Raw genomic sequence first — 13,097 nt, 5'->3', positions numbered from 1 at the left:
AATGAACAATGAAGCCTACGGGTGCAATATTTCTTTTGAACATATAAATAAACGCATGAAGTACATCCTTTTTATCATAATCTTCTTCGGTTTTGTCTCGAAGGCTCAAGTTGTTAATAAAACAGATATCAAGAGTCCGCAGAAAGAAGAAGACACCCTTGTTGTAGACAACGGGAAAAAAGATTCCCTGAAAATTTTTAAACCCACCATTAATGATTACCTGTATCAGACCCAGTTTTCTGAAAAGAAGATTTTTGATACTGTAATGACTTTTGACAAGACGCATATCTATTCACAATATAATAATACAGACAACTTCGGGAAAGCTCAGGTTGCCAATATAGGAGCAGGATTCAATCCTTTGGTATATGAAGTCAATCCGGAGCAGAACCTGTCTCTATTGCCTTCCAATAAATCGTACATGATCATCGGTGCCGATGATGTGAAATACTACGACGTAAAAACACCTACAGCCACTTTCATCTATCATACCGCGATGAAAAACGGAGCCGCTTTGAACTCTACTTACACGCAGAATATCGGGAAAAGATTTAATTTTGCCCTTAATTATATGGGACTGCGTTCTCAGGGATTTTACAGAAATTCATTAGCGTCCAATAACAATACTTTGTTTTCAGGACATTATGTATCCAAGAGTGGGAACTATGAATTGTTTGCCCATTATCTACACCAGAATGTCAATAACCAGGAAAGTGGAGGGATCACGGAAGATGATCTGTTCCAAAATGGGGACAGCAACTATAAGAATAGACAGAATGCTCAGGTTAATCTGGCGTCATCAAGTTCTCAGTATTCCTACAGAAGATATTATCTGAGTCATCAGTTTACACCGTTCAATGCAGAGAAATTTCCTTTCAGCATCAGACATACCCTGTCTCATCAGGGAAATAAATATTTTTACAATCAGGGAGCTGTTGAAGCGTACTGGTACGATAATGTTTCGGAACTGACGAATGGTTTCCCTTTGACCACAAAAAAATATTCAGACAACTTCAGCAATACAGTAAGTTTGGTTTTTAACAATGAAAAATTCAAGCTTGATGGTGGAGTACGTTATCAGATGATTAAATTTGGAGTGAGAGATCTTGCTGCGGTAAACGGAACAGCGCTTCCGGGTGAACTTAAAGAAAACAGAATCGGAGCCGTTGGAAACTTACAGGTTAAACTTTGGGATAAGTTTCAGCTGAAATCATTTTTGGAATTTTCAAATGGAAGCCAGTTCGGAAGTTATCTGAGAACAACCAACAACGTTAAGTTTGAGCCGATAAAAGATTATTTCGTAAACGCGAAAGTGAATTTCCAGAGTGCATATCCTTCATTTAATTACCTTTTAAATACTTCTGTTTACAATAAGTACAACTATTATCTGGAAAATGCCAAAAACCAGACGGTAACGGAAATTGGGGGAAGTGTTAATCTAAAATGGTTCAAAACCGAAATTTTTGCCAATTATTTCAGAATAGACAACTACACGTATTTCAATGCAGAGGGAGCGCCGCAACAGAGCAGCAGCTCGCTGAATATTTCTCAGATTGGAGGTGATGCCACATTCAGTTTCGGGAAATTCCATCTTAATACAAGACTTCATTTCCAGAATGCATTGACTAATAAAGAACTTCTTCCCATGCCAAGTTTCATCGGAAGAGCTAATTTCTTCTTCCAGAGCAAAGCCTTTAAAGATGCGGCAGAGCTTCAGATGGGTCTGAAAGTTTATTATTTCTCAAAATTTGCATCAAGAGATTACTTCCCGATTCTCAACGAATATATTTTGCCTCGCGCAGATTCATTCTCTATCGGAGGACAGCCTATTGCCGATCTTTATATCAATATGAAGGTGAAAAAAATGTTCTTCTACGTAGAAGGACAACAGATAGGAACGTTTATTTCCAATAATAAAGCATATGCATTTCCACATTATCCGGTTTATGATTTTAGATTAAACATCGGGATCGTGTGGTATTTGTTCAACTAAAAGCCAAACAAAGTTGAAAACAATAAATAAGATATCATTTAACGATATAGAAAGCATTCCTCAGCTGGTAAAAGATTTTCTGAACCAAAAGATTGAGGGCTTTGAAAACAATACCTTTTCTTTAGATCACTTTAAAGATCAGATCCATCTCAAACAGAATTCCTTTACACCGGATCAGAGACAGATTCTGTCTGATGTGCTGGAAAAACAACTTTCAGAACTTAGGCTTTCCTCAAAGCAGAAAGAAAACCTGGAAAACCTAAGACAACCCAATACCTTTACAATAACTACCGGCCATCAGCTAAACCTGTTCTCCGGACCGGTCTTTTTTGTCTATAAAATTTTACAGACCATTAAGAGCTGTACCTACCTGAATGAGAATTTTCCTGATTTCAATTTCGTTCCGGTATACTGGATGGCGTCGGAAGATCATGATTTTGTAGAGATCAATCATTTTAAGACGGAGAACAATTATTATGAGATCAATGAAAAGTCGGGAGGCCCCGTAGGAAGAATTACGATCAGTGATACCTTTTTCATCTCAGAATTTGAAAAAGAATTTAAAGATTCCGTATTCGGGACAGAGCTGATTCTGATGATGAAGGAAGCCTATAAAGTAGGGAATACATTAACACAGGCTATCAAAACCTTAGTGAACAGGCTTTTCTCTGAATTTGGTCTGATCATCATGGATGGCGATTCCAAAGAACTCAAAAACCAGCTCAAAGATATTTTCAGAGACGAATTGCTGCATTTTAGTTTACAGAAAAATTCAAAAGAAAAAGTGGATTTTCTGACAAAGAAATATGGGAAAGTTCAGGTGAATCCAAGGGATATCAATCTTTTCTACCTTTCGGAAACCAGAGACCGAATCGACTTTGACGGTGAAAAATATAGTGCAGTAGATACAGACAAAAGCTTTACGCAGGAAGAAATCCTTCAGGAGCTTGAAAATCATCCGGAAAGATTCAGTCCAAATGCCTTAATGCGTCCGGTGTATCAGGAAAAAGTACTTCCCAACTTAGCGTATATCGGCGGAAACGCGGAAATCATGTACTGGCTGGAGCTTAAAGATTATTTTACTGCAGTCAATATTCCGTTCCCTGTTTTGATTCCGAGAAACTCTATGCTTTTCATTAAAGAAAAAACGGTAGGGAAAATTGAAAAGATGGATCTGAGTATTGAAGACTTTTTTGGAAACTTTACGGCCATTACCAACCGGAAACTTTTAAAAGACAGCAGCGTATTAGCGTTGCTTGAAGAAAAGGAAATACTATTGGAGAATGGCTTCTCCGAACTGAAAAATATAGCCGAAACTACAGAGCTTTCTTTCGGGAATATGGTGAAAGCAGAAGAAGTAAGGCAGCTTAAATCATTTAAAAGAATGAAAAAGCGTCTGCTGCATGCCGAAAAAATAAAACAGGGCGAATTGCTCGAAAGACTGGAAAAGCTGTTTTTAGATGTTCACCCTTCCAAAACCTGGCAGGAAAGAGTCTATAATTTCAGTGTATTCTTTTCGGACTATGGCTATTCATGGCTTGAAAATTGTTGGGAAGAAATGGTGGTTCAAGAATCCAAATTAATAATTGTTGCCATTTAATTTTAAAGAAGTATTTTTGTAAATTATAATTATCGAGTATGATAAAGAGGTTTTTTATTTTGTCCAGTTTATGTATGGTTTTGGGAGTATCTGCTCAGAACTCACACACCGTTGTAAAAGGAGACAATCCTTATAATATTGCAAAAAAATACGGGATAACTGTAGATGAATTGTTAAAGCTGAACCCAAAATTCAAAGACGGTAAGCTGGCCATAGGAGATGTTGTCACAGTGAAAGCTGAAAAACAAGCCGCTCCGGTGTCTAAGCCTGCAGTGGTTGAGAAAGCGAAACCAAGTCATTCCAATACGCAGGTAGGAAAAATTATCCTTCAGCCAAAACAGACGATTTACGGAATCACAAAACAGTACCGTATCTCTGAAACAGACCTGAGAAAGCTGAATCCTGAACTTGATGCCCATATGAAAATAGGGGACGAGATCACTTTACCACTCGACAGCATTAAAAAATATGGCGGAGACCAACAGGTGGCTCCTGCTGTAACTATAGATCCTAGACCTACAGAACCGCATAGTGGAATTCCTGCTACAGCAACTGTAGAAGGAGCAATTTATGTCATTCAAGCCAAAGATAATTACTATAGAATTACAAAACAGTTTGGAATCAGTCAGCAGGAATTATATACCTTAAATCCTGGATTAGAAGAAAAAGGACTTAAGCCGGGAGAAACCATCATTGTAAAAAATGTAAAAAGGGATACCCATTCAGTTGCTGAGCCTGTAAATCCGAAAACTAAAATAGATTCAGGAAACGAAAAATCTACAACATCAACTGTGACTGAAACTTCAGCTGATGATTATGTTACCTATACCGTTCAACAAGGAGATACCGTGTTCTCTATCGTAAATAAATTCGGAATTTCTATCGATGAACTGATCGCCCTGAACCCAGATCTTTCAAAAGGTCTGAAATCAGGAATGGTCCTAAAGATCAAAAAGCAGGATCCTGCTTATGTAAAGAAAAGCGGTGATGCATTAAGCGTTGTTTTAATGCTTCCTTTCGGATACAGTACCAATGAAACTCAGTACAGAGGAATGGCGCTGGATTTCCTTACCGGAGCTAAATTAGCTATCGAAAGAAACGCAAGAGGCGGACAGAAATTGGATATCAAAATTGTAGATTCAGGAAACGAAGCTTCATTTAAAAACTCAATGGCACAGATCAATCCGGAAAATACGGATCTGATCATCGGCCCATTCTTCAAATCAAACGTAATTGATGTTCTTGATTTTACCAAAAATCAGAAAATTCCTGTTGTGGCACCTTTTGCTAACTCTCCTGAGCTGTACAATTACAGCAACCTGATCATCGTGGAAACCAATGACCAGACATATGCTGATAAAATCGTTGAAGAAGTAAAAGGAGTCTATTCAGATCAGAAAATTTATGTAGTTGCAGACAGCAAAAAAGAAATTGCAGGCTACATCAAAGGAGGGCTTGAAAAAGCAGTTAAAAATCCAAACGTAATTATCGTGAACTCTCCTGCAGAAATTCAGCTGGACCAGAACATGATGACAGGACAGTCTGCTCCGGTGATCGCTATTCTTGCCAGTGACAATGATGCTGCCGGTGAAGCTTTTGCCAATAAAATCATAGCGCTTTCCAAAGAAGTGCAGGGCGTAAAAGCTTTCAGCATGTACTATTCTCCAACTTTTGAGAAAAAAGTAGATGAGCTGAGCCAGGCAAGCCTTGTTTATCTGATGGACAGAAAGATCAATGCAGACGGGAATTTTGAAAAAGAAATCTTGGCAGCATATAAAAGTAAATACTGCAAAACACCTCCAAAATATGCCATCGTTGGTTTTGATGTAGTCAATGATATGCTGACGAGAGAAAACAAAAAAGGAGAAATCTTCAAGCAGATGAACAAAGTTCAGACCCAGCTTGCTACCAAGTTTGAGTTTGTAAAATCCAAAGCAAACGGAGCTTATGTGAACACCGGGTACCGCGTGATTAGATTAGTTCCTTAACTGATTTATGCCTTTTTAAAGGGATATTTTTAACATTATCTTTATATTTGCATAATATTTAATTCATTACATGAAAGCACTTGTATTTCCTGGGCAGGGTTCTCAGTTCGTAGGAATGGGAAAAGAATTGTACGATTCTAGAAAAGACATTAAGGACTTAATGGAATCTGCCAATGAAATTTTAGGTTTCGATATTCTTTCGTTGATGTTCAACGGAACAGATGGAGATCTTAAGAAAACAGAGGTTACCCAGCCTTCTATATTTATACATTCAGTAGCTGCCTTAAAAGCAGTGAACGGTCTTGGAGCCGAAATGGTTGCGGGACATTCTTTAGGAGAATTTTCAGCTTTAGTTGCCAATGGCGTTTTATCTTTTGACGACGGTCTGAAATTAGTATCCGAAAGAGCAAAGGCAATGCAGGAAGCCTGTGATGCCAATCCAAGTTCTATGGCTGCGATCCTGGGTCTTGAAGACGCAAAAGTTGAGGAGATCTGTGCACAGATCAGCGGTATTGTAGTACCGGCAAACTATAACTGTCCTGGCCAATTGGTTATTTCAGGAGAAACATCTGCAGTAGAAGAGGCTTGCATAAAGCTTAAAGAAGCGGGAGCAAAAAGAGCGTTGTTACTTCCGGTAAACGGAGCGTTCCACTCACCCTTGATGGAGCCTGCGCAGGTAAGACTGGCAGCAGCGATTGAAAATACAAAATTCAGAAAAGCAACCATTCCGGTATACCAGAATATCACCACTACAGCAGTGACCAATCCTGAGGAGATCAAACAAAACCTGATCGCTCAGCTTACAGGTCCTGTAAAATGGACGCAGTCTGTTCAGAATATGATCAAAGACGGGGCGTTTAATTTCGTAGAAGTAGGTCCTGGAAAAACACTTCAGGGGCTGATCAAGAAAATTGATCCGTCTGTGGAAGTTGCTTCTGCTATCTAATAAAAAAATTATGAGCGGGATATTTTCACCGGGCAAGCTTATGCTTACTTCTGAATATTTCGCAATAGACGGAGCTCTTGTCCTGGCGGTACCTACCAAGCTTGGACAAGAGTTTTTTTTTGAAGTAAAAGAAGATGAAAAATCCCTGATCTTTTGGGAAGCCTATCATCAAAACAAATTATGGTTTAAGGCTGTCATAGATTATAGAAACTGGCAGATCCTGGAAACCAATATTCCCTCAAGCGCTGAATTTATTCTCAAAACCTTACAAAATGTTCAGCAGCTTTCTCAGACTCAATTCAAAAATAATTCTACCTATCATCTGAAGACCAATCTTCAGTTTCCTGCAGATTACGGACTCGGCAGCAGTTCAACCCTGATGAATAACCTTGCGGAATGGGCAGCTATTGATCCTTTTCATTTAAACAGCATCAGCTTAGGCGGAAGTGGTTATGATATTGCCGTTGCCAAAGAAAAATCAGCCATCCTGTTCAGAAGCAAACCTGAGATCTTTTATGAGAAGACAGATTTCAATCCTCCGTTCAAAAATGAACTGATCTTTATTCATTTAAATCAGAAACAGGACAGTCGGGAAGGAATCAATTTTTACAAGTCAAAACCGAAGTCTCAAATACTCGTGGATGAATTTTCGGATATCACAAAAAAAGTTTTATTATGCAGTGAATTGGAAAATTTTTCCGAACTGATGATGATTCATGAACAAAAAATTTCGAAATTTCTTGAAATTCCCACAGTTAAAGAGAAATTTTTCGCAGACTGCCCGGTTTTTGTTAAAAGTTTGGGAGCCTGGGGTGGAGATTTTGTGATGAGTGCGAAATTTGACGGCTACGAGGACTATTTTTGGGGAAAAGGTTTTAATACCGTTTTTCAATGGTCTGCTATAATTAATTTATAATCAATAAATTACAATCCTTTTTTTTTATTTGTCATTCTGACTTATATCATTATATTTAAACCACCTTTAACAAATAATTAATATTAATTTTGTTGAACCCAATAAAGAAATAGAAAATATAAGTAAAATGAAACACGCTAAAATCATCCAGGATTTAGAAAAATTAGGGATTAAAGGAAATTATGAAGTAGTCTATAACCCGTCTTACGAAGAGTTATATCAGGCTGAAGTGGCTTCTGATAATCAAGGCTTTGAGAAAGCTGAACTTACGGAATCCGGTGCAGTATCAGTAAAAACTGGAATTTTCACAGGTCGTTCACCTAAAGACAGATACATAGTTCAGGATGATGTTACAAGAGATACAATTTTCTGGGATGGGAAAGTAAACCTTCCTACTACAGCGGAAAATTTTGATTCTTGTAAAGGATTAGTGCTGAACCAGCTTTCTGAGGCTAAGAAAATTTATGTAGTGGATGCTTTTTGTGGTACCAATACAGATACCAGGCTAAAAGTAAGGTTCATCGTTGAAGTAGCGTGGCAGGCGCATTTCGTTACTAATATGTTTATCCGTCCGTCTCATTACGAGCTTGAAAACTTCGGAGAGCCGGATTTCACAGTGATCAACGGTTCTAAAACAACCAACCCGAACTGGGAAGCTCAGGGATTAAATTCTGAGAACTTCATCATGTTCAATCTTACTGAAAAATTACAGATCATCGGAGGTACCTGGTACGGAGGTGAAATGAAAAAAGGAATGTTTGCGATGATGAACTATTACCTTCCGTTGAAGGGAATGGCTTCTATGCACTGTTCTGCAAACGTAGGGGAAGAAGGAGATGTTGCTCTTTTCTTCGGTCTTTCCGGAACAGGAAAAACAACTTTATCTGCAGATCCTAAAAGATTCCTGATCGGTGACGATGAGCACGGTTGGGACAACAATGGTGTATTCAACTACGAAGGTGGATGTTACGCTAAAGTGATTGACCTTTCCGAAGAGAAAGAACCGGATATTTTCAGAGCGATCAAAAGAGATGCTCTTCTTGAAAACGTAGTCGTAAACAACGGGGTTGCTGACTATACCGACGGATCTATCACTGAAAATACAAGAGTATCTTACCCAATTTACCATATCAACAAGATTGTTCTTCCTTCCAAGGCCGGACACGCTAAGAAGATCGTTTACCTTTCTGCTGATGCATTCGGAGTATTGCCTCCGGTTTCTATTCTTGATGAAAATCAGGCTCAGTACCACTTCCTTTGCGGATATACTTCCAAACTGGCAGGTACCGAAAGAGGAATCACTGAACCGGAACCATCTTTCTCTCCTGCATTTGGAGAAGCTTTCCTTACTCTTCACCCAACCATGTATTCTAAAACACTGATTGGAAAAATGAAGGAGCACGGAGCTAAAGCTTATCTTGTCAATACAGGATGGAACGGAACAGGAAAGAGAATCTCTCTGAAAGATACTAGAGCAATTATCGATGCAATCATAGATGGTTCTATCGAAAATGCTCCTAAAACTCAGGTTCCGATCATGAACCTTGAAATTCCAACTCAGCTTCCAAATGTTTCTGAAGGTATCCTTGATCCTAGAGAAACGTATAACAATGCTGCAGATTGGGAAGAAAAAGCAAAAGATCTTGCGGCAAGATATATCAAAAACTTTGAACAGTACTGCGATACTGAAGAAGGAAGAAAGCTAATCGCTTCCGGACCTCAGCTTCAACAGCAGACTACTTAATACACAAAGCCTCATCATCGATGAGGCTTTTTTATGATCCTTTCTTGATTTATACTATCTCTTTACTCCAGAAGAGTCACCTACCTTTCCTTTAAGCAAAAGAGCAATCATCTGTGTAAATTTGTGAAATCAGTGGTTGATAAATAAATATTACTTTTTCAAACTCAATATTGCTAATCTGTATCCATCCATCCCAAAACCGGACAGCACCGCATCGGTATTTGCTGCCGTTACAGATTTCTGACGGAATTCTTCCCTTTTGTAAATATTACTGATGTGAACTTCGATTTTAGGTTTTCTGATGTTCTTTAAGCAGTCCGAAATAGCATACGAATAGTGCGTATACGCCCCAGGATTGATCACCAGCGCATCAAAATTATCCTCCTGAAGCCTGTTTATAATTTCCCCTTCAATATTGGACTGGTAATACTCCAGTTCATCAGATGTAAATTCAGATCTCAGTTTATCCAGACAGGATTCCATGGAAGTACTGCCGTAAATCTCAGGTTCTCTTGTGCCCAACAGATTCAAATTGGGGCCGTTGACAATTAAAACTTTCATTCTATAAATTTAAATAGTTTAGTTCTATTTTCGAACTTTTTTTTACAGTTTTGGTTAATTACATTATACGTAATGATATTTATCATGTTTGGTTATTTCGTAATCCTGTAACTCTTTACTGTAGCGTGCTTTGATCAATAATTAAGTTAATTTTTGAAAATATTTCATAATAAATTTTAAAGTCTACTTGTTTTGTAGACTAATTGTTTTTAGATTTGCAGACATATTTCGATCGGCTTATAAAGAAAGATGGAGGGAACTGACCCTGTGAAATCTTGACAGCCTGCCCCTGCGCAAGGTGTTACATTCAGCCTATAAAGGAAAAATAAGCATTTGGTTAATCGTATGTATCGATGCCCTTTGCTGATTTTTCTGCAAAGGGCTTAATTTTAATATATGACAAATAAAATTGATTATGATTAGTAAAAATTTAATTAATTCTAAAGTTTGGATTCCATCTGTTGCTGGATTTTTCTTAGGAATGATGAGTGTGCAGGCTCAGGACGCCAAACCGAAAAAAGATACCATCAAAGAGAAGGAAATTGATGAAGTGGTAGTGATTGCTTACGGTAAGGCTAAAAGAACAAGCTATACCGGTTCAGTAGCCACCATCTCCAGCGATAAGATCAATAACAGACCTGTTACCAATATAACCAAAGCTCTGGAAGGACAGGTTCCGGGAGTTCAGGCGGTAAGTGCATCAGGGCAGCCGGGTTCAGCAGCTTCTGTGCGTATACGAGGAATCGGTTCCATCAGTGCTTCCAGCGATCCTCTGTACGTGGTAGATGGAATTCCTTTTGACGGAAATATCAATTCCATCAGCCCTAATGATATAGAATCCATCAGTGTTTTGAAAGATGCTACGGCAAGTTCATTATACGGATCGAGAGGGGCCAATGGAATCATCATCATTACAACGAAATCCGGGAAAAAAGGAGAGTCAAGGGTGAATTTTAATATCAACCAGGGATTTTCCAGCAGAGCGGTAAAAGATTATAAGCAGGTAAATACAGATCAGTATTTCCAGCTGTACTGGGAAGCATTGAGAAATGGTTACAAATCCGGTCAGATTTCTTCACAGCAGGCCGGTCAGATGGCCAGTGATAACCTTGTGACTGCTCTTGGAATTAATCCTTACGGAGCCGGATACCCACAGCCGGTAGGGCCGGACGGGAAACTTCTTCCGGGAGCAAAACCTTTATGGAATGACGACTGGAGAGATATTCTTCAAAGAACGGCTTCCAGAAGTCAGGTAGATTTTGATATCAGCGGAGGCAGCGAGAAAAGTAATTATTTCTTTTCATTAGGCTATCTGGATGATAAAGGAATTGCCATTGAATCAGGGTTTCAAAAATTTGCAACCAGACTGAAAATTAATACGGAGGTGAAAAAATGGCTGAATGCAGGAGTGAATTTAAGCTACACCAACAGTATTCAGAATGCACCGCCATCTTCAGATTCAAGACAGGACAATATTATTCTGGCTGCGAGGGTAGTTCCTTCTTTTTACCCTTATTACGAAAGAAATGCCGATGGAACCTACAGATTGGATGCAGAAGGAAACAGGATTTATGATTTCGGTAAATACAGACCTACCAATGCACTGCAGAACCAGAATGCTGCTGCAACGTTACCTTTAGATAAAAATGAAAATAAAGAGGATAACTTCTCTGGAAAAGGATTTTTGGAATTTACTTTCCTTCCGGAACTGAAATTTAAGAGCAGCTTTTCTGTTGATTTAGTGAATTACAACGGACATTATTACTCAAATCCGCTTATCGGGGAGGGTAGTGAGATCGGTGGTTCCGTAACGAGATCCAACAGCAGAACGTTTTCTTATACCACCAGTAATATTCTGACGTACGATAAGAAATTCGGGAAGCATCATCTTAATATTTTAGGAGGTCAGGAATTTTATAAATACGATTACCAGACGATTTCAGGTTCCAGAAGCCAGTTTTCACTTCCTTATTACTATGAGCCGGATGCGGCGGCTTTGTTGGGGAGCTTCGGTGGAAACAGCGATAAATTCTCTCTGTTGAGTTTCCTGGGAAGAGCGGAGTATGATTTTAACAATACTTACTTCCTATCCGTTTCAGGAAGAGCTGATGGTTCTTCAAGATTCTTTGCCGATAACCGATGGGGTAAATTCTGGTCAGTTGGAGGTTCATGGAAAGTTTCGAATGAAAATTTTATTAAGGATCTGAATTTCTTCAATCAGCTGACATTGCGTGCAAGTTATGGTGGACAGGGAAATGATAAATTAAGACGACCTAACGGATCTTCACTTTATTACGCTTATCAGGAATTGTATAAGTTTTATAATAACCTCGGTGAGCCGGGAACTGTTCTGGAAAAGATACAGACCAATGATGTGAAATGGGAGACCAATCTTAATTTAAACGTAGGCCTGGAGTTCGCTATTCTTAATAACAGGGTTAAAGGTAACGTAGAATATTTTAAACGTAAGAGCCAGGATCTTTTGTTTAATATGCCGGTTGCCCCATCCCTTGGAATCAGTGATTTTCCTTTTAATGTGGGGACTATACAAAATACCGGTTTTGAATTCTCATTATTCACAACACCGATCAAGAATGATAATTTCCAGTGGAATGTAGATGTAAACCTGAGTACTCTGCAGAATAAAATTACAAAACTGCCAAAAGGAGCTGTGGTGACTTCCACAAAACGTATGGAAGTAGGAGGTTCAATTTATGATTTTTATCTTCAGGAATGGAAAGGAGTAGATCCTTCGAACGGAAAACCTCTATGGAGGTATATTTATCAGGATGCGAATGGAAATACCGTAGACGGAACCACTTCCGAATATGCAAAAGCGACAAGAACCCTTCAGGGATCAGCATTGCCTAAAGTAACAGGTGGGATCAGCACCAGTGTGAGGTATAAAAACTTCGACTTTTCTGGATTACTGACATTCAGTCTCGGAGGAAAGATTCTGGATATGGATTATACCTCACTGATGTCTAACGGAAGCTCCGGAGGACGCGCATGGAGTGCAGAAATGCTGAACAGATGGACTCCGGACAACCCTAACACCGACGTTCCTGCATTGAGCACAACGACGAATAACTGGAATTCTTCTTCTTCAAGATTTTTATACTCGGGAACCTATGCAAGACTTAAAAATGTGAGTCTGGGATATACACTGCCTTCGGATTATTTTGAAAAACTGGGACTGAAAAAATTCAGAATCTATGTTCAGGCTGAAAACCTTCTGACCTTCTACAAGCATAAAGGAATGGATCCGGAACAGGCTCTGGATGGAACTACGTACTATAGATATCCGGCGATGAGAACGATAACCTTCGGTCTTCAGGCGACTCTTTAA

Annotated in this window: 8 protein-coding genes and 1 riboswitch; of the genes, 7 read left to right on the top strand and 1 reads right to left on the bottom strand. The window is 38.9% G+C overall.

The features are described 5' to 3' along the window. Window positions 1-55 precede the first annotated feature (55 nt). The 6 genes from LC419_RS19545 (at window position 56) to pckA (ending at window position 9,187) form a co-directional block, all read left to right on the top strand. Entirely contained in the window at window positions 56-1,993 is a 1,938-nt protein-coding gene (locus tag LC419_RS19545) for a putative porin (protein WP_223608915.1), read from the top strand. Between the two features lie 13 nt (window positions 1,994-2,006). After that, window positions 2,007-3,593: a bacillithiol biosynthesis cysteine-adding enzyme BshC gene (gene bshC / locus LC419_RS19540; protein ID WP_223608914.1), complete on the top strand. Its 1,587-nt coding sequence runs from the start codon at window positions 2,007-2,009 to the stop codon at window positions 3,591-3,593. A gap of 38 nt (window positions 3,594-3,631) precedes the next feature. Further along, window positions 3,632-5,581: a LysM peptidoglycan-binding domain-containing protein gene (locus tag LC419_RS19535; protein WP_223608913.1), complete on the top strand. Its 1,950-nt coding sequence runs from the start codon at window positions 3,632-3,634 to the stop codon at window positions 5,579-5,581. A gap of 70 nt (window positions 5,582-5,651) precedes the next feature. After that, a complete protein-coding gene (gene fabD, locus LC419_RS19530) occupies window positions 5,652-6,527 on the top strand; it encodes an ACP S-malonyltransferase (protein WP_223608912.1) in 876 nt (291 codons plus the stop codon). A 10-nt stretch (window positions 6,528-6,537) separates the two neighbouring features. Further along, complete coding sequence (locus LC419_RS19525; RefSeq protein ID WP_223608911.1) at window positions 6,538-7,443, top strand: GYDIA family GHMP kinase; 906 nt, start codon at window positions 6,538-6,540, stop codon at window positions 7,441-7,443. Between the two features lie 127 nt (window positions 7,444-7,570). Beyond that, window positions 7,571-9,187, top strand: a complete 1,617-nt coding sequence (gene pckA / locus LC419_RS19520; protein ID WP_223608910.1) for a phosphoenolpyruvate carboxykinase (ATP) — start codon at window positions 7,571-7,573, stop codon at window positions 9,185-9,187. A 150-nt stretch (window positions 9,188-9,337) separates the two neighbouring features. On the opposite strand, the gene LC419_RS19515 is transcribed toward pckA, so the two are convergent. After that, window positions 9,338-9,748 (bottom strand): type II 3-dehydroquinate dehydratase, encoded by a 411-nt coding sequence (locus LC419_RS19515; RefSeq protein ID WP_223608909.1) that lies wholly within the window; start codon window positions 9,746-9,748, stop codon window positions 9,338-9,340. A gap of 234 nt (window positions 9,749-9,982) precedes the next feature. Beyond that, window positions 9,983-10,080, top strand: a riboswitch (SAM riboswitch). A gap of 83 nt (window positions 10,081-10,163) precedes the next feature. On the opposite strand from LC419_RS19515, the gene LC419_RS19510 reads away from it, so the two are divergent. Then, complete coding sequence (locus LC419_RS19510; protein ID WP_223608908.1) at window positions 10,164-13,097, top strand: TonB-dependent receptor; 2,934 nt, start codon at window positions 10,164-10,166, stop codon at window positions 13,095-13,097.

Source organism: Chryseobacterium sp. OSA05B (assembly GCF_019970065.1).
Lineage (GTDB): Bacteria > Bacteroidota > Bacteroidia > Flavobacteriales > Weeksellaceae > Chryseobacterium.
The sequence above is the reverse complement of the archived record's forward strand: the minus strand, read 5'-3'. Positions and strand labels throughout refer to the sequence as shown.